This window comes from Deltaproteobacteria bacterium (assembly GCA_016875395.1).
Classification (GTDB): domain Bacteria; phylum Myxococcota_A; class UBA9160; order UBA9160; family UBA6930; genus VGRF01.
The window spans coordinates 1-17,109 of record VGRF01000021.1; the positions used below are offsets into that span (position 1 = coordinate 1).

Sequence of the window (17,109 nt, forward strand, 5' to 3'; positions counted from 1 at the left end):
CACAGCTCGTCGGGAATCCGCCAGCCCCGGTGAGCCTTCCCTCGTGCAGACACTTCACCCCCGGTCGCCAGTCGGAGGGTCACGGCTTGTCAATCATTAACACCCTGGGCGGTTTTCGGATAGGCTCTAAGGAGTTCGCTGCCATTGATGAGAACACTCATCGCGTTCGCGTCGATTGCGAAACGACGCGTCATGGAAGACAGGAATTGGTCTCCCGAGATGCTCCGTCGATGCTTTAGGCCGGAGAGCCTTATCCGCGTCCCGTGAGCGAGCGGTTTCCCGGTGATCGGATCCGTGACCGGATCGTCCGAACTAGAAGCCTCGACGACGTAATCCTTGTCGGGCGTCAGCTTTCTGATCGCGTCGTAGTCGAGGCGGAAGTGAGTCACAGAGTTGCAGCTCAACGTCGAGCACTCGAGAATTCTCGCCGTCCCGAACGCCGCGAGTTTCCCGATTCCCTTGCGCCCGTGAACGAGCCGTCCACCGCGGGATTTCACACCGGAGACGAGGCGACGCTTCCTGCCGACGACCAAATAGGCGTCTTGCGCTTCGTCCCGTGTCATCCCGTGACCGTTGTCCGTTACAACGATCTGGCTCCCGGGCGACCACTCTTCCGTGAGTGGAATCTCGACCCAGACCTTCGTGGCGTCTGCGTCCCAGGCGTTCGAGATGAGTTCCGCCACCGTGGCAGTCACGCTCGGATAAAGTTGCGCTCCTAGTTGCTCAACTAGGGACCCGCCGAACTTCAGCACCAAAGGGTCCACGGTTACTCCTTCGGAAGAAGTGTGGACGCTATCCGGCCGAGACTCTCGGCCAAGCGCACTGGCAGTGCATTCCCGATTTGCCGCTCGATCGACCCGTGCGAGCCCACAAACTTGTAGTCAGGCGGAAACGATTGCAGGAGAGCGGCTTCGCGCAGACTGATACCCCTGTGCTGTTCCGGATGGACAAAGGTCCCGCACGCCGGTGTCGTACATCGGCTAGTCAAGGTTGGGGCTGGCGCGTCCCACTTCATGCGTCCGTATGCACTAGTGGCGGTGCGGCGCCCAAGGCGCTCATGGCAGGCAAGGACGAACTCATCTGGTAGATCGAACCGATTTCCGCCGACGGGAATGCGTGAAATCCGAGCGAGCGTGTTCGCGGCTGGGGTCCGAAACCGCGCTGCGGCGTCACTTTGCGAAGCGAGAGGCAAGAGAGCGAACGCCCCTCGTACGGTCTTTGCACCCTCATCGACGCGGAGCCCTGCCGCTGCGGCGACAAGCGAAGTCGGAAGCGATGCCCTTGGAATACCGCGGACTCCGAGGATCACCAGCCGACGGCGCTTTTGGGGGACACCGAAGTCGTTCGCATTGATGACATACTCCCGCACGCCGTAGCCCAGGGCGCGGGCCTTCCGCAGAACGTCCGCGAGTCGCTGGTCTCGCAGCAGGCCCACAACGTTCTCAACGACGAAGACCCTTGGCCTCAGGCCGCGAATGAAGCGCCAGACTTCAAGAACGAGATCATTCCGAGCGTCGGCGGAGTCGCGAGTGCCCAACGACGAGAAGCCTTGGCAGGGTGGGCACGCCTTCAGCAGCGAGAGCTCGCCGCTTCGCAATCGGAGTTCGTCAAGAAGTGCTTCGATCTGGACTCTTCGAATGTCCTGGACGAAAACTCGTACCTCCGGGTGGTTGGCTGAGAATGACCTCGCGGCGTCACCATCGAGTTCAACTGCCGCGAGCACGTCATACCCAGCACGCTTGAGCCCGGTTGTCGCACCCCCGGCACCCGCGAACAGATCGATCGAGGTGGGTCGGGTGGCCGCGCGCTTTGCTGTTGCTCGTACGAACGCCTGCCGGAACTTGACCATGGCGGAATGATTGCCTCGTTGCTTCGAGCCTTGCGAGCTAGAAATTCCCCTTCATGCCCACCTCCCCCCGCATCGCCGTCGTCGACTACGGCGCCGGCAATCTGCGCAGCGTCGCGAAGGCGCTGGAGCGCTCGGCGCTTGCGGTGGAGGTGACTTCCGACGCGGCGGCGCTCGCGCACTACGACGCGATCGTGCTGCCGGGCGTGGGCGCGTTCGCGGATGCGATGGCGAGCCTGCGCGCCAAGGGGATCGGCGACGCGGTCGCGGCGGCGATCGCGCGCGGCACGCCGTATCTCGGGCTGTGCCTCGGCCTCCAGTTGTTGTTCGAGTCGAGCGACGAGCACGGCATGACTGCGGGCCTCGGCGTGCTGCGCGGGCGCGTCGAGCGCTTTCCGGCGAATCACGCGCTGCACGTGCCGCACATCGGGTGGAACCAGGTGCGCTGGTGCGGCACGCATCCCGTAGTGGCGAAGCTGCCGCGCGCGGACGCGTACTACTACGTGCACTCGTATCGCGTAGTGGGCGCGGACGCGGCGAACGTGGCGGGCGTGACCGACTACGGCGGCGAGTTCACCTGCGCGGTCGCGCGCGGCAACGTGTTCGCGGTGCAGTTCCATCCCGAGAAGAGCCAAGGCGCGGGGAAGCGCGTGCTCGACGCGTTCGCGGCGTGGGTGCGCGGATGACGCGCGCGCTCGCGCTGCTGCTCGCCGCACTCTTCGCGACCGCGTGCACCGAGACGGTCGCGACGCAGGCGCGGCCCGCGCTCGCGGAGCTCGCGGCGCCGATTCGGCGCGTGGCGGTGATTCCACTCGCGGTGTCGCCGCTCGTTCGTCAGGAGGCGCGCGGGACGGAGCCTCGCGTCGCGGCGCAGTTGGTGTCGCGCTACGTGGCGGAGGCGCTCGCGGCGCGCGGCGTCGAGGTGATCGCGCCCGAGGACGTGGCGGCGACGCTCAGCGGGGCGAACGCTTCGCGGCGCGCCGCCGAGGTGCTCGCAGAGAAGCACGGCGCGGATGCCGTGTTGTTAGGCGACGTGACGCGTTGGGAAGAGCGCGAGGGCGAGGCGTTCGGCGCGATGCACGCGGCGGCGGTCGGCTTTCGCGTCACGCTGCAGAGCGCGCCGAGCGGGCAGGCGCTCTGGAGCGCGGAGTTCGACGAGCGCCAGCAGCCGCTCGGCGACAACGTGCTGCGCGCAGGCCAGTACCCCGGCGGCGGCACGCGCTGGCTCACCGCCGAGGAGCTCGCGCGCTGGGGCGCGCAGGAGACGGTGCGCGCGCTGCCGCTCGAGCCCGTGCGGCGCACGCGATGACGCGCTTCGAGCTGATCCCCGCGATCGACTTGTTAGGCGGGAAGTGCGTGCGCCTCACGCAGGGCGACTACGCCGCGGCGACCGAGTACGACGCGGATCCGGGCGCAGTCGCCGCGCGCTTCGCGGCGCATCGCATTCAGCGCCTGCACGTCGTCGACCTCGACGGCGCGAAGCGCGGCGAGCCCGTGAACACGCACGCGGTGCGCGCGATTCTCGCCGCGACGCGCGGCATTCCACTCGAGCTTGGCGGCGGCATTCGCACGCTCGCGGGCGTCGAGACCTGGCTCGGCCTCGGCGTCGAGCGCGCGATCCTCGGCACCGCTGCGCTGCGCGATCCCGCGCTCGTGCGCGATGCCGCGAAGCGCTTCCCGGGGCGCGTGGGCGTCGGCATCGACGCGCGCGGCGGCAAGGTCGCCGTGCAGGGCTGGCTCGAGACGAGCGAGACCGATGCCCTGACGCTTGCGCGCCAGTTCGAGGACGCCGGCGTCGCGGCGATCGTCTACACCGACATCGCGCGCGACGGCACCGGCACGGGCGTGAACCTCGCGGAGACCGTCGCGCTCGCGCGCGCGATCTCGATCCCGGTGATCGCGTCGGGCGGCGTCGGCTCCCTCGACGACGTGCGGGCCGCGCGCGCGAGTGGCGTCGCGGGCCTGATCGTTGGGCGCGCGCTCTACACCGGCGCAGTCGACCTCGCGGCCGCGATGGAGATCGCATGCTCCTGAAGCGCATCATTCCCTGCCTCGACGTCGATCGCGGGCGCGTGGTGAAGGGCGTGCAGTACGTCGACCACGTCGACGCGGGCGACCCGGTCGAAGTGGCTCGGCTCTACGACGAGCAGGAAGCGGACGAGATCACGTTCCTCGACATCAGCGCGAGCCACGAGGGGCGGCGCACGCTGTTCGACGTGGTGGCGCGCACGGCCGAGACGGTGTTCATGCCGCTGTGCGTCGGGGGCGGCGTGCGCTCGGTGCAAGACATCCGCGACCTGCTGAACGCCGGCGCGGACAAGACCTCGATCAATTCGGCGGCACTCGACAATCCTGATCTCGTCGCCGAGGCGGCGCTGAAGATCGGCAGCGCGAACCTCGTGGTGGCGATCGACGCGAAGCGCATCACCGACCCCGAGGCGTTCGCGGCGCGCGCGGCCGAGCGCGCGAGAACGCACGGCGACCGCACGACCGCGCAGCCTCGCTTCGAGGCGTTCACGCACGGCGGGCGTCGCGCGACGGGCGTCGACGCGGTGGCGTGGGCGCGGCGCATGGCCGCACTGGGCGGCGGCGAGATCCTGCTGACGAGCATGGACCGCGACGGCACCAAGGCCGGCTACGACCTCGAGTTGACGCGCGCGGTGGCGGACGCGGTGCCGATCCCGGTGATCGCGTCGGGCGGCGGCGGCACCCCCGAATCGCTCGCAGCCGCGCTGAGCGACCGCCCTGACGGCGGCCACGCCCAGGCGGCGCTCGCCGCTTCGATCTTCCATTTCAAGGAGCAGACCGTCGGCTCGGTGAAGCGCCGGCTGCTCGACCTCGGGATTCCGGTGCGGGCGCCTTCGACCGGAAGCGAAGGCGGCTGACCCGTTTGTTTCGCGCGCAAGTCAAGGTTTTTCTCGCCAACGCGTTGACGCTGCGAAAAATCGTGCGCTAGCTTGCTTCGCCCGCGCCCATGGCCCCGAACCCCTCGAATTCACTCACTTTTTCGCCTGCCCGCACGCTTTTGCTCGGGGTCCTTCGCACCAGTTTTTTCGCCACCACCGCCAGGACTGCGCCACTTCCGCAGCGATCCCGGGGTGAGGCGTTCGTCGTGACGGGCGGCGCGGTCAACGATTTGCTGCGCGCGAGCGCTGCCTAACAAGCTCAGGAGGGCGAATGCCCATCGTCAAAGTTCGCGACAACGAGCCGTTCGAAGTCGCGATGAAGCGTTTCAAGAAGACCGTGGAGAAGGCGGGCGTGCTCACCGAGCTGCGCCGCCGCGAGTACTTCGACAAGCCGAGCGTGCGCCGCAAGAAGAAGGAAGCCGCGGCACGCAAGCGAGCGCTGAAGAAGGCAAAGCGGATGGCGCGCTAGGAGCACGGGCTCCGAGCGAGACCACCGGGGGCTAGCGCGATGAGCCGAATCCCCGACGACACGCTGAATGCGATTCGCGATCGGGTCGACATCGTCGACCTGATCGGTCGCCACGTCGGGCTGAAGAAAGCCGGCCGCACGTGGAAGGGCCTGTGCCCGTTCCACGGCGAGAAGACGCCGTCGTTCGTCGTGAGCCCCGACCGCGGCACGTACCACTGCTTCGGCTGCGGCGAAGGCGGCAACGTGTTCGGCTTCTTGATGAAGCACGACGGCATGACCTTCCCCGAAGCCGCGCGCTCGCTCGCCGCGGAGGTGGGCATCGAGGTGCCCGAGCTCGGCGGCGGCCCCGAGCGCGGCGTGCTCGACGAGATCTATCGCGCGAACAAGGCGGCGCGCGCGTTCTATCAGGCCGAGCTGCGCGGCCCGCGCGGCGCCGCGGCGCGCGAGTACGTGGCGAAGCGCGGGCTCACGGAAGAAGACCTCGCGCGCTACGGGATCGGCTACGCGCCCGAGTCGTGGGACGCGCTGGTCAACGTGATGCGGCGCGAGAAGATCGCGCCCGAGGCGGCGGAGCGCGCGGGGCTGATTCGCGCGCGCGAGCGCGGCGGCGGCCACTACGACTTGTTACGGAATCGCCTCGTGTTCCCGATCGAAGACGCGCGCGGCCGGACGATCGGCTTCGGCGGGCGCGCGCTCGCGAAGGACCAAGAGCCGAAGTACCTGAACACGCCCGAGAGCCCCGTCTACCGCAAGCGCGAGGCGTTCTACGGCCTCCCCTCGGCGCTCGAGTCGCTGCGCACGCGCGAGCGCGCGGTGATCGTCGAGGGCTACTTCGACCGCATCGCGATGGATCGCGCGGGCGTCGGCGAAGCTCTCGCGACCTGCGGCACCGCGCTCAGCGAGGATCACGCGCGCGCGCTGCGCCGCCGCGTGCGCGACGTCGTGATGTTCTTCGACGGCGACGAAGCCGGACAGCGCGCGATGCTGCGCTCGCTCGAGATGCTCTTGCCGCAGGGCCTGCGCATCTCCGCGGCGACGATTCCGGGCGGCCTCGATCCAGACGAGTTCCTCGCCGAGCACGGCGCCGAGGCGCTGCAAAAGCTGGTGGACGACGCCGAGTCGGCGATTCGCCTCGCGATGCGCCGCGCCGTCACGCCGGGAATCGCATCGCCGCAGCAGGTCTCGGCCGCCGTCGGCGCGATGGTTCCCATCCTTGCGCTCATCCCCGATCCAGCCGAGCGCGGCGAGTGGACGCGACTGCTCGCGATCACGACGAACGCCCAACGCAGCGACGTCGACGAGTCGATTCGCATTCAGCGCAAGGCCGCCTCGATGGGGCGCGACTCGGAGGAGGCGCCGGCCGTGCCGCCGCGCAAGCTCACTGCCGCCGAGCGCCACTTCTGCGACGCGCTGCGCATCCTCGTCGACCACCCCGCATCCGCGCGACTCGTTACTGGCGATCAGCTCGCGGGCCTCGTCTCCGACGAAACGCTGCGCTCCCTCGCGTTCGCGGTGCACCGCGTGTCGCTCGCGGGGCGAAGCCCGAGCGAGCTCGTCGACGCGCTCGAGGGCGATGCGCGCGGCCGCTTCCTCGCGCTGGTGAGCGAAGCGCGGCCCGATCTCGAGGACGAGGCGAAGGCCGAGCGCATCTTCCGCGACGAGCTCGTGTGGCTCGCGCGCGAGCAGCAACGCGAACGTTCCCGTGCGCTGACCCAGAGCGTGATCCTGGGCAGCACCCCCACCGAAGACCTGATCACCCTGAAGCAGCGCGAGCTCGAACAGCGCCGCGCTGCGCGAGGATTGCCGCCGGGCTGAGTCGCCCGCACCCGTTTCCTAACAACTCGCAGCCGCAGCCATCGTAGGAGCGCCCCCCCCCCATGACCTCGACGGTTCCCCCGCGCCGCACGACCCCGCACAAGAACGGCCATGCCGAGCACGCCAGCGGGCTCGCGAGCCCGCCGCCCGCGACCGCAGGCGCACGCGGCCGCACCGCCGTGCAGATCCACAGCGCCGAGCGCGCGCAGACGGTGCAGCGCCTGCTCGCCCTCGGTCGCCGCAAGGGCTACGTGACGGTGCAGGAGCTGACGGGCGCGTTCCCCGGCGAGCCGCTCTCGCAGCAGCAGCTCGACGAGGTGATGCAGGTCTTCGGCGAGAACGACATCCACGTCGTCTCGTCGCCGAGCCAGGCCGCGCGGATGCGCGAGTCGCGCTCCGCCGCGCAGGCCGACGAGGGCGGCAGCAACGACCCGGTGCGCATCTACCTGCGCGAGATGGGGCAGGTGTCGCTGCTCACGCGCGAGGGCGAAGTCGCGCTCGCGCAGCGCATCGAGGCGGGCGAGCACCGCATGCTCTACGCCGCGCTCGGCACGCCGCTCGGCATGCGCACCTTCCTCGCGATGGCCGACGAGCTGCGCCGCGGCCAGCACGAGCCCAAGTACATGCTCGCCGGGCTCGACATCGAGGAAGAGGACGGCGCGACCGAGGATCCCGAGCTGCGCAAGCAAGCGTTCATCGAAGCCGTCACGCAGGTGAAGCGGCTCACCGGCGAGACCGCGAAGCGCGAGGCGGCCCTCAACAACTCGCGCACCGGCGCAGAGGCGCGCGCGCGCATCGAGGACGAGCTGCGCGCGCTCTACAAGCAGATGGTCGATCTCTTCATCGCGCAGCGCGTCGTGAAGGCACGCTTCACCGACGTGAGCAATCGCGTGCGCGAGGTCGCGGACCAGGCGCTGCAACACGAGCAGGCCGCGAACAAGGCGGCGCGCGCGCTTGGCGTGAAGACCGCCGAGCTGCGCGAGCTCGCGCCCCTCTCGCGCAAGAAGAGCCGTATCGCGCGCGAGGCGCTCGTGCGCCTGGGCGGCGACGAGGCGAGGATCGCCGACGTCGAGGCGAGCGTCTCCGCGATCGACGCGCTGCTCCACGAGATCGAGAGCGACGCCAAGATGAGCCTCGCGCAGCTGCGCCGCGCGGTGCACGAGCACGCCGATGCGAGGGAGGAGGCGCACCGCGCGAAGTGCGAGCTCACCGAGGCGAACCTGCGCCTCGTGATCTCGATCGCGAAGAAGTACACGAACCGCGGCTTGTTGTTCCTCGACCTGATCCAGGAGGGCAACATCGGCCTGATGCGCGCCGTCGAGAAGTTCGAATGGCGCCGCGGCTACAAGTTCTCGACCTACGCCACCTGGTGGATCCGCCAGGCGATCACGCGCGCGCTCGCGGACCAAGCGCGCACGATCCGCATCCCGGTGCACATGATCGAAACGATCAACAAGATCGGCCGCGCCACGCGCAGCCTCGTGCAGGTGTTGGGCCGCGTGCCCACGCCGGAAGAGCTCGCCGAGAATCTGCTGATGCCGCTCGAGAAGGTGCGGATGGTGCTGAAGATCGCGAAGGAGCCGATCAGCCTCGAGTCGCCCATCGGCGAGGAGGAGGACTCGAGCCTCGGCGAGATGCTCGAGGACAAGAACGCGGTGAACCCCGCCGACGCGGTGTTTGAGCACAGCCTCACCGATCAGACGAGCCGCGTGCTGGAGACGCTCTCCGAGCGCGAGGCGCGCGTGCTGCGCATGCGCTTCGGCATCGGCGAGGCCGGCAATCGCACGCTCGAAGAAGTCGGCCAAGACTTCGAGGTGACGCGCGAGCGCATCCGCCAGATCGAGGCGAAGGCGCTGCGCAAGCTGCGCCACCCGAGCCGCAGCAAGATGCTGAAGGGCTTCATCGAGAACTGAGCCCGCGCTTCTCGAGCTCGCGGCCGCGCGCCTTGGGTGGTGCGCGGCCGCTTTGCTTTGGCCGCGCGCCGGGCTCGCGCGGGATCCTTGGGTGATCGTCGCGTGGCTGCTTGCAAGGGAGCCGCGCGGGTGGGGCGGGCGCGGGGCGGAGGGTCGCGACTCCGGGCCTCGGCTTGTTGGGTGTGCCGGGTTGGGTGGAGGCGAGCGCGCTGCACTCGGGCACGCTTTCGCGCTCACACCGCGCGCAGTGGCAGCGAGGCGTGCGGCGTGTTTGCCCCGTACCGGCCCTCCGCTGCGACGCCCGTCCGCCCCGCGCCCACCCCACCCGCGCGGCGCGGTGCGCAGTTCTCTGCTTGGGAACCGTGATCTCCGCGGGGTATCGAACCCCGCGGAGATCACTCCCTCAGCGAGGTGTGCGCGATGCGGTGGCTTCGTTGGGTGCTGGGAATCGTCGCTTGCGTTGTCGGACTCCTCTCGCTCGCGCCGCTGGCGCTCTATCTGCACTGCGTGCGCTTCGCGAACACTGAGCTCGCGCCGGCGGAAGCAGAGCAGTTTCCGCGCGCCGCGCTGGAGCTGATGGCCAGCGACTGCGGATGCGACGTGATCGAGCCGATGACGGCGCTGAACCCATACACGTACTTTTCGCGGGGGATCGAGGGCGACTGCAGTGAGCGGATCTCGAGCCGCGCTGCTCGGCTGATGGTTCCGAGGAACATCTGGCAGCTCCGCTACACGGCGACTTGGATCTCGGCGACGATCTGGGTCTCGCGGCACTGGACGACCGAGGAGGCGCTCGCGACGGGTCTCGCGCGCGCTCACTTCTCGCCGGACTCGCCCGGCCTCGAAGCGGCTGCCCAGCTCTACTTCGCGCGGAGGTCGAACGATCTCACGCGCGAGGAGATCGCGCAGCTCATCGCGACGAGTCGATCGCTGACCCGCTTCAACCCGTGGTGCGAGCCCACGCGAAACCGCGCTCGCGCGAACCACCTGCTCGGCCGCGACGAAGACTCCCCGATCGAATCACGCCTCGCGCCGGCTCCAGCCGGCTACTGCGCGAGATGACGAGAGCGATCGCGGTCTCGCTCAGTGATGAAACAGCCTCAGCTTCGTGTGCACGAGCGCGATGCCGTACTCGCGGCAGGCGTCCTCGACATCCTTGTCTCGCGTCGAGCCGCCGGGCTCAGCGATGAAGCTGACGCCGTGTTTCGAGGCGTGATCGATGTTGTCGCGGAACGGGATGAAGCCGTCGCTCACGAGCGAGACGCCGCTGAGTCGCTTGATCCACTCGCGCCGCTCGTCGTCGCGTAGCGGACCCTGGGGCGCGTCGAGCGCGTCGCGCAGCGCGGCTTCCTCGAAGCGCGTGAGGTCGCCCTCGATGTATCGCACGCGCCAGTTGATGCGATCTTGCTTCTTCACGCCCTTCTTGAAGCGCAGGCCGAGCACCTTCGGGTGCGTGCCGAGCCACCAGAGGTCGGCCTTTGCGCCGGCGAGCTTGGTGCAGTCCACGCGCGACTGCTGACCCGCGCCGATGCCGATCATCTGGCCGCCGAGCGCGTAGCCGACCGAGTTCGACTGCGTGTACTTGATCGCGACCAGCCCTAACAAGAGATCGCGCCGCGCCTCGGGCGTGAGCTCGCCGCACACCACTTCCTTCAGCTCCGCCTCGCTCACCTGCCAGTCGTTGCGGTCCTGCACCATCTCCATGCCGAACACTTCGCGGCGCTCGCGCTGCGGCGCGCGGTAGGCGTCGTCGGCCTCGATCACGATGAACGCGCCGTTCTTCTTCTGCTTCAGGACTTCGAGCGCCGCCGGCTCGAAGCCGGGCGCGACGATGCCGTCGGAAACGACGCCCTTCAGGAACTCCGCGGTCGCGACGTCGACGACGTCCGAGAGCGCGGCGAAATCGCCGAACGAGCACTTCGGATCCGCGCCGCGCGCGCGCACGTAGGCGAGCGCCGCGGGCGTGAGCTCCTTGCCTTCCACCTCGTACGCCTTCGCCAGCTCGGGCGAGAGCGGCACCGCGACGGCCGCGCCCGCTGGCGAGACGTGCTTGAACGACGCGGCAGCCGGGAGACCCGTCGCGATCTTCGCTTCGCGCACGAGCTGCCACGCGTTCAGCGCATCGAGGAAGTTGATGTAGCTCGGCGTCCCGCTGAGCACGCGAATCGGCGCGCGGCTCGGATCGAGCGGCTCGATCGTCGCGTGGGCCTGATGCGGGTTGTTGCCGTACTTGAGCTTCACTGCCTCACCCCCCAAAACGAACCGGCGCACTCAGAGTTGACTCCGCTCGCCTTCAACTCGCTGCGCGCTTCGCTCGGCGCGCCGGTCCCTAACACTTGGCTGGATGGATCAGGCAAAGCCCGGCGGCGTCACCTTCTCGAGCCAGCTCTTTACGTCGCCCGTGTAGCCGACCGCCTGCTGGCGCTCGCGAACTTTGCGCTGGATCGCGTCGAGCGTGCTCTGCGACGGCGCCGCGGCCTTGCCGATCGCGGCGGCGATCTTCGCGGCCTGCTCGCTCACCGCGGTGTTGCCTGCGAGCGCGGCCTCGGCTTGATGCCCGTCGCCGCTCACGCCGAGGTACGACTCGAGCGCCGCGTCGTACACCTCCGAGGCGTGCTTGCGCGAGGCCACGATGTTGCCTTTGCCCGTAACGACATTGCCGACGCTGAACAGGCTCGGGTAGCCGTCGATGCGGCCGATGTCCCAGTCGGCGAATGCGAACAGCTCGCCCTTCATCGGCAGCCCCTGGATCGGCTCCGGGATCGAGCCGATCGAGCTGATCACGTAGGGCCCGCGCCGCTCGTAGATCTCGTCCGTGTTCACGAGCTTCGTGCCCTCGAACTTCGTGCGCCGCAGCTTGAGACCCACGACGCGCCCGTTCTCGACCACGAGCGCCTCCGGCGCCGAGAGCGGCTCGACCTTGAAGCCGTACTTCTCCTGCGCCTTCTCGAGCAGGCGCTTCCGCGCGCCGAGGATCTTCTCCTTGCGCTTCTCGTCCGCGTCGTCCGGGATCTCGGCGAGCGGCATGTCCTCGGGCCGGCGGCGGTAAAAGAGCGTGCAGCCCGTGAGCCCTAATTCCTGCCACTTGATGCCGTGCTTTTCGAGGCTCTTCGGGATGCCCTTCACCTCGAGCTCGATCATGTCCTGCTGGATGCCGCGCGCGCGCAGCTTCGCGCGCGTGGTCTCGAGCATGTGCACCTTCGCGACGTCGATCGAGGCGAGCCCGCCGCCCACGATCAGCGCGCCGTCCGCGGGCTCGTACTGCTCGCCCGCGTAGCCCTGCTCCTCGAAGTGGTTGAACCAGATGATGAACGGGTTCTGGTAGATGAGGCCCTTGCCGACGTACTGCTCGGCGCCGTCGACCGGCAGCGGGCGATCGCGCCACGCACCGTTCGCGAGGATCACCGCCGAGAAGCCCCACTCACGCGCGATCGCCTCCCACGCGATGTCGCGGCCGATCTTGGTGTTCGGGACGTACGCCACGTTCGCGTGCCCGAGCTTCTCCGCGATCGTCTCGTACTCCTTGTGCCGCAGGCCCTCGTGCCAGCGCGGCAGGCCGTCCTCGATCTTTCCGAACGGGCGCGGGTTCATCTCGAAAACGACGACGTGGTGGCCCGCCTCGGTGAGGCGGCTGGCCACCTCGGCGCCGGCGGTGGCGCCCCCGATCACGGCGACGATGTGCTGCGAAGAATTGGGCGTGCTCATAGGTGCGGCATTGTGGCCAAGCGGCGCGCGCGGAGAAAGGGCTGGATGACTCGGCACCGACGGGCGCAGAATGCGCGGGCGCCAGGAGGTTCACGATGAAGGGTTTCGGCTCTCGTGTTCTCGCGCAGTCGCTTGCGTTCGCCCTGCTCGCCGCGCTTGCGTGCACCGGCTCGGGCCCCGGCACCGCACCGGCAACGGCCACGAGCACCGCTTCGGGAGCGCCGAGCGATGCGCCGCCGCTGCTCGAGCTCGGCGCGCACTCGTTCCCGATCTCGTCGAAGGTCGCCCGCGCTCGGTCGTACTTCGACCAGGGCCTCGCCAACACGTACGGCTTCAACCACGCCAAGGCGATCCGCGATTTCGCGTACGCCGCGAAGCTCGATCCGCAGTGCGCGATCTGCTCCTGGGGCGTCGCCCTCGCGCACGGGCCGAACATCAACGTGCCGATGGACACCGAGAACGCGAAAGCGGCGTGGGGCGCGCTACAGGAAGCGCAGGCGCGCGCCGCGAATGCGAACGCGCTCGAGCGCGATCTGATCGACGCGCTCGCGAAGCGCTATGCCGCCGACGCGCCGGCGGACCGCGCCGCGCTCGATCGCGCTTACGCGGACGCGATGATCGCGCTGCGCGAGAAGCATCCCGACAACGTGGACGTCGCCGTGCTCGCGGCCGAGGCGATCATGGACCTCATGCCGTGGAACTACTGGGACGAGAAGCTCGCGCCGCGCGAGCTCACGCCGAAGGTGGTCGAGTATCTCGAGTTCGCGATGCAGCGCTCGCCCGATCACGTCGGCGCGCTGCACTACTGGATCCATCTGCAGGAGCTGCCCGCGCCCGAGAAGGCCGAGGCCGCGGCGGATCGCTTGCTGCCGCTCGCGCCGGACGCCGGGCATCTCGTGCACATGCCGAGCCACATCTACTACCGCGTCGGGCGCTTCCAGGATGCGGTGCTCTCGAACGTCAGGGGCGCGAAGTCCGACGAGTCGCTGTTCGCGCTGTGCTTCCCTAACAACTACCCCATCTACAGCGCGCTCTACTACCCGCACAACGTGCACTTCCTCACGGTCTCGGCAGCGGCGCAGGGCGACAGCGCGATGGCGCTCGCGGAGGCGCGCCGGCTCGCGATGGTTTCCGAGGACAAGGTCGCGATCTTCCCGCCGGTCGAGGACTTCCTCACGTATCCGCTGCTGATGATGGTGCGCTTCGGCAAGTGGGACGCCGTGCTGGCCGAGCCCGCGCCGCCGGAGGGGCGCATCTATCAGGGCGGCATCTGGCGCTTCGCGCGCGGCATGGCGTTCGCGCGGCAAGGGAAGCATGCCGAGGCAGCCGCGGAGCTCGAGGCGCTGCGCGCGATTGCGGCAGACCCGAAGGCCGCGGCGCTCAGCGCGAACGGCGGCACCACGAACACCGCCGTACTGCTCTCGGTCGCGGCGGATCAGCTCGACGGCGAGCTCGCCGCGGCGAAGGGTGACACTGTGGACGCGATCGCCGCGCTCGAAGCCGCCGTCGAGCGCCAAGACGGCATCCGCTACACCGAGCCGCCGCCGTGGTTCATGCCCACGCGCCAGGCATTAGGGGCGGTGCTGCTGCAAGCCGGCCGCGCAGCGGAAGCCGAGGCGGTGTACCGCGAGGACTTGAAGCACTACCCGAAGAATGGCTGGTCGCTCTACGGCCTCGCGCAGGCGCTGAGCTCGCAAGGCAAGCGCGACGAAGCGGCATGGGCGGAGCAAGGCTTCGCGCAGGCGTGGAAACACGCGGACGTGAAGCTCGCGGCGTCGAGGTTCTGAGAGCACGCTGCGGTCAGAGACTCCGCACCCGCGGCTCCGGTTCGCTTCCATAACAACTGAGGAACTTCTCCGCGCGCACGGGCGTCCGTGCTGCAAATCGCGGAAGGAGTCTCCTTGCAATCCGCCTCGTGGTTCAGCTCGCTCCAGCGCTCTCAGGGCCTGCGTCTGCTCGTGCTCGGCTTTCTCGCACTGCTCTTGTTGATCCCCGTCGGCATGGTGCGCGGCGTCATCTACGAACGGCAGGCGCGGCGCGACGAAGCCGTGCAAGGCGTGGCGCAGAGCTGGGGCGGCGCGCAGCGCATCGCCGGGCCGCGGCTCGTGGTGCCGTTCATCGTGCGCTGGCGCGAGCCGCTCGCAGACGGGAAGAGCATCGAGCGCGAGCGACACGATGTCGCCGTGTTTCTCCCGAAAGCGCTCGACGTGAACGGTGTGCTCGACAGCGAAACGCTGCATCGCGGCATCTTCGACGTGCCGGTGTATCGAGCGCAGCTCGCGCTCACTGGCGAGTTCGAAGCGCCGGACTTCGCGCCGCTCGGCGTCACGCCCAGCGAAGTGCTGTGGGATCGCGCGGAGCTCGTCGTGGACGTGAGCGAGGTGCGCGCGATCGACGAGATCGCGCTCACGTGGGAGAAGACGCCGCGCGCCTTCGAGGCTGGCGGTGGACGCGCGCTGCCCGCAGCGAATGCCGTGCACGTCCCGCTCGGCGCGCCCGCCGCTCTCGGTGGCAAGTTCGCGGTCACGCTGAACGCGCGTGGCAGCACGGCGCTCGCCGTCGTTCCGCTGGGCGCCACGACGAGCGCGAAGCTCTCGTCGACTTGGCGCTCGCCGAGCTTCGTGGGCGCGTGGCTGCCCGCGGAGCGCGAGATCGACGCGAGTGGATTTCGCGCGAGCTGGGTCGTGTCGTCGCTCGGCCGCGGCTTCCCGCAGAGCTGGCTCGCGGAAGATGAGCCCGTGCGTGGTGTGCAGGTGAGCGCCCCCGCAGTCGACGCGGGCTTCGCGGAGCCCGCCGCCGCGGTGCACGCCGACGCCGTCGACTTCGGCGTGCGCCTGCTCTCGCCCGTCGACGCGTATCGCATGGCGGAGCGCAGCGCGAAGTATGCGGTGCTCTTCATCGCGCTCACGTTCGCGACGCTCTGGCTCTTCGAGGTGCTCGCCGCCGCGCCGCTGCACTCGGTGCAGTACTTGTTAGTGGGCGCCGCGCTGTGCCTGTTCTTCCTGCTCGAGATTTCGCTCGCCGAGCACGTCGGCTTCGGCCTCGCCTACGCGCTCGCGAGCGGCGGCATCGTCGGTCTGATCGGCGGCTGCGCCTGGGCGGTGCTGCGCAGCGCCGGCCGCGCGGGCGTGGTGGGCGCCGTCGTCACCACGCTCTACGCCTACCTGTTCGTCGTGCTCACGAACGAGGACTACGCGCTGCTCGCCGGCGCGCTCGGCCTCTTCGCTGCGCTCGCGGCCGTGATGTGGCTGACCCGGCGCGTGGATTGGCGCGACGTGGGCGCGAAGGAGCCCCTCGCACCGGCCGCGAGCTGACCTCGACGATCACCGGCGCGTGGCCTAAACAGCCGCGCGCCCGCACGACGCGCGGCTAACACGGAGACGACATGGCAACGAGCAAGAACAAGCAGAAGCGCGTCCGCCACAAGCGCGCGGTGCAGCGCAAGCATCGCGCCGAGCGCCAGAAGGCCGCGAAGAAGGCGGAGAAGGCGTCGCGCCGCTAGCTGCGACCCGCTTCCAACTGAGAAGCGCCCGCGAAGTGAAACTCGCGGGCGCTTCGCTTTTGTGGCCGACTCAGCTCCCGCGAGCCGCCTTCGCCAGCCGCTCTCGCGCGAGCCTCTTCACCGCCTCGTCCTCGACCTCGAAGCCCGCTCGCGGGGTGAGCGAAGCGACGCGCTCGAGAATTGCGTGCGCCTCGCCGGCGCGCGCGGGCGCGAGATCCTGCAGCGTCATCGCGAGCAGCACCTGATTGCCCGGGTGCTGCGGCGCGATCGCGAGCGCGCGTTCCGCCGCGGGCAGGGCGAGCTTGCGATCCACCCAGCTCGTGAGCAGCGGCACGCGCGGCAGGATCGTGTGCATGCGCGCCCACAGCCGGTAGGGACCGCCGTCGTAGGCGTTCGGCGCGAGGTCGATCGCGACGCGCGTGTAGCGATCGAGGCGATCGGTGACGCCGCCACGCACGGCGTCGAGCAGGCCCGTCTTCTCGCTCCACGCGCCCACCGCGACCGCGCTCCAGAAGTAGAGCTCGCCGGCATCCTGCGCAGCCACGCCCGCGCGCGCGAGCTGGGCGCGGCGCGCCTGTGGCGACAGCGCGTCGAGCCGCGCTGCGCCGACGCGGCTCGTCAGCCGCGCGAGCGCGTCCTCGCCGCGCGCCATCGCGCGCGCGAACACCTCGCGCTGCGCGCGCTCGCCGTGGGTCGCTAACTCGCCCAAGTAGTGGAGCGCGCGCACCTCGCGCCAGCGCAGCGCGATGTCGTCGGGCGCGGCCTTGGCCGCGGTCTCGGCGGCGCGCACCGCGAAGCGTGCGGCCTCGAGGGCCGCGTGTTCGCCGCTACGGCCTTCGCTGCGCAGCGCGTAGGCGGCGTCCACTGCGACGAGATCCGCGGCGAGCGCGCTGCTCGCAAGGAGCAACGCGCCCAGGGCTGCGAGCGCTCGGCGCCTGAGTCGGGTCATGCGA

General features: G+C 69.5%; 15 protein-coding genes. 10 read left to right on the forward strand and 5 right to left on the reverse strand.

All coding sequences use genetic code 11. From position 1 onward, the window contains the following. Positions 1-89 precede the first annotated feature (89 nt). Both FJ091_15305 and FJ091_15310 read right to left on the reverse strand, forming a co-directional pair. Entirely contained in the window at positions 90-764 is a 675-nt protein-coding gene (locus FJ091_15305) for an ATP-binding protein (GenBank protein ID MBM4384720.1), read from the reverse strand. 2 nt (positions 765-766) lie between these two features. Then, positions 767-1,849, reverse strand: a complete 1,083-nt coding sequence (locus FJ091_15310) for a DNA cytosine methyltransferase (protein ID MBM4384721.1) — start codon at positions 1,847-1,849, stop codon at positions 767-769. Positions 1,850-1,902: 53 nt separating this feature from the next. Here FJ091_15310 and hisH point away from each other — a divergent pair, with 53 nt between their 5' ends. From hisH to FJ091_15350, 8 genes are all read left to right on the forward strand, one after another. After that, a complete protein-coding gene (gene hisH / locus FJ091_15315; GenBank protein ID MBM4384722.1) occupies positions 1,903-2,532 on the forward strand; it encodes an imidazole glycerol phosphate synthase subunit HisH in 630 nt (209 codons plus the stop codon). Further along, a complete protein-coding gene (locus FJ091_15320) occupies positions 2,529-3,155 on the forward strand; it encodes a hypothetical protein (GenBank protein MBM4384723.1) in 627 nt (208 codons plus the stop codon). Before hisH ends, FJ091_15320 begins: the two co-directional genes overlap by 4 nt. Beyond that, positions 3,152-3,880, forward strand: a complete 729-nt coding sequence (gene hisA / locus FJ091_15325) for a 1-(5-phosphoribosyl)-5-[(5-phosphoribosylamino)methylideneamino]imidazole-4-carboxamide isomerase (protein MBM4384724.1) — start codon at positions 3,152-3,154, stop codon at positions 3,878-3,880. The genes FJ091_15320 and hisA overlap by 4 nt, the downstream gene beginning before the upstream one ends. Beyond that, positions 3,871-4,731: an imidazole glycerol phosphate synthase subunit HisF gene (gene hisF / locus FJ091_15330; GenBank protein MBM4384725.1), complete on the forward strand. Its 861-nt coding sequence runs from the start codon at positions 3,871-3,873 to the stop codon at positions 4,729-4,731. Before hisA ends, hisF begins: the two co-directional genes overlap by 10 nt. A 292-nt stretch (positions 4,732-5,023) precedes the next feature. Continuing rightward, entirely contained in the window at positions 5,024-5,221 is a 198-nt protein-coding gene (locus FJ091_15335) for a 30S ribosomal protein S21 (protein MBM4384726.1), read from the forward strand. Between the two features lie 39 nt (positions 5,222-5,260). Further along, the gene (gene dnaG, locus FJ091_15340; GenBank protein ID MBM4384727.1) at positions 5,261-7,036 is read left to right on the forward strand and encodes a DNA primase; all 1,776 of its coding nucleotides are present in this window, start codon (positions 5,261-5,263) and stop codon (positions 7,034-7,036) included. Between the two features lie 62 nt (positions 7,037-7,098). After that, positions 7,099-8,949, forward strand: coding sequence for an RNA polymerase sigma factor RpoD (gene rpoD / locus FJ091_15345; GenBank protein ID MBM4384728.1), 1,851 nt, complete (start codon positions 7,099-7,101; stop codon positions 8,947-8,949). Between the two features lie 420 nt (positions 8,950-9,369). Next, positions 9,370-10,011 carry a transglycosylase domain-containing protein gene (locus FJ091_15350; protein ID MBM4384729.1) on the forward strand — a complete coding sequence of 214 codons (642 nt, stop codon included), beginning with the start codon at positions 9,370-9,372 and terminating at the stop codon, positions 10,009-10,011. A 21-nt stretch (positions 10,012-10,032) separates the two neighbouring features. On the opposite strand, the gene FJ091_15355 is transcribed toward FJ091_15350, so the two are convergent. Beyond that, entirely contained in the window at positions 10,033-11,190 is a 1,158-nt protein-coding gene (locus FJ091_15355) for a phosphoribosylaminoimidazolecarboxamide formyltransferase (protein ID MBM4384730.1), read from the reverse strand. A 108-nt stretch (positions 11,191-11,298) separates the two neighbouring features. Next, a complete protein-coding gene (locus FJ091_15360) occupies positions 11,299-12,654 on the reverse strand; it encodes an FAD-dependent oxidoreductase (protein ID MBM4384731.1) in 1,356 nt (451 codons plus the stop codon). A gap of 95 nt (positions 12,655-12,749) precedes the next feature. Between FJ091_15360 and FJ091_15365 the strand changes: the two genes are divergently transcribed. Further along, the gene (locus tag FJ091_15365) at positions 12,750-14,441 is read left to right on the forward strand and encodes a hypothetical protein (protein ID MBM4384732.1); all 1,692 of its coding nucleotides are present in this window, start codon (positions 12,750-12,752) and stop codon (positions 14,439-14,441) included. Between the two features lie 114 nt (positions 14,442-14,555). Beyond that, a complete protein-coding gene (gene creD / locus FJ091_15370) occupies positions 14,556-15,968 on the forward strand; it encodes a cell envelope integrity protein CreD (GenBank protein ID MBM4384733.1) in 1,413 nt (470 codons plus the stop codon). Positions 15,969-16,226: 258 nt separating this feature from the next. Here the strand turns inward: creD and FJ091_15375 are convergent, their stop codons facing one another. Further along, on the reverse strand, positions 16,227-17,105 hold the full coding sequence (locus FJ091_15375) for a hypothetical protein (GenBank protein MBM4384734.1): 879 nt from the start codon (positions 17,103-17,105) through the stop codon (positions 16,227-16,229). Positions 17,106-17,109 lie beyond the last annotated feature (4 nt).

Bases quoted from the DNA above. Each gene is read 5' to 3' on its own strand.
- hisH (MBM4384722.1), top strand. From the start codon at position 1,903: ATGCCCACCTCCCCCCGCATCGCCGTCGTCGACTACGGCGCCGGCAAT.
- dnaG (MBM4384727.1), top strand. From the start codon at position 5,261: ATGAGCCGAATCCCCGACGACACGCTGAATGCGATTCGCGATCGGGTC.
- FJ091_15310 (MBM4384721.1), bottom strand. From the start codon at position 1,849: ATGGTCAAGTTCCGGCAGGCGTTCGTACGAGCAACAGCAAAGCGCGCG.
- FJ091_15320 (MBM4384723.1), top strand. From the start codon at position 2,529: ATGACGCGCGCGCTCGCGCTGCTGCTCGCCGCACTCTTCGCGACCGCG.
- hisA (MBM4384724.1), top strand. From the start codon at position 3,152: ATGACGCGCTTCGAGCTGATCCCCGCGATCGACTTGTTAGGCGGGAAG.
- FJ091_15360 (MBM4384731.1), bottom strand. From the start codon at position 12,654: ATGAGCACGCCCAATTCTTCGCAGCACATCGTCGCCGTGATCGGGGGC.
- FJ091_15365 (MBM4384732.1), top strand. From the start codon at position 12,750: ATGAAGGGTTTCGGCTCTCGTGTTCTCGCGCAGTCGCTTGCGTTCGCC.
- FJ091_15375 (MBM4384734.1), bottom strand. From the start codon at position 17,105: ATGACCCGACTCAGGCGCCGAGCGCTCGCAGCCCTGGGCGCGTTGCTC.
- hisF (MBM4384725.1), top strand. From the start codon at position 3,871: ATGCTCCTGAAGCGCATCATTCCCTGCCTCGACGTCGATCGCGGGCGC.
- rpoD (MBM4384728.1), top strand. From the start codon at position 7,099: ATGACCTCGACGGTTCCCCCGCGCCGCACGACCCCGCACAAGAACGGC.
- FJ091_15335 (MBM4384726.1), top strand. From the start codon at position 5,024: ATGCCCATCGTCAAAGTTCGCGACAACGAGCCGTTCGAAGTCGCGATG.
- FJ091_15350 (MBM4384729.1), top strand. From the start codon at position 9,370: ATGCGGTGGCTTCGTTGGGTGCTGGGAATCGTCGCTTGCGTTGTCGGA.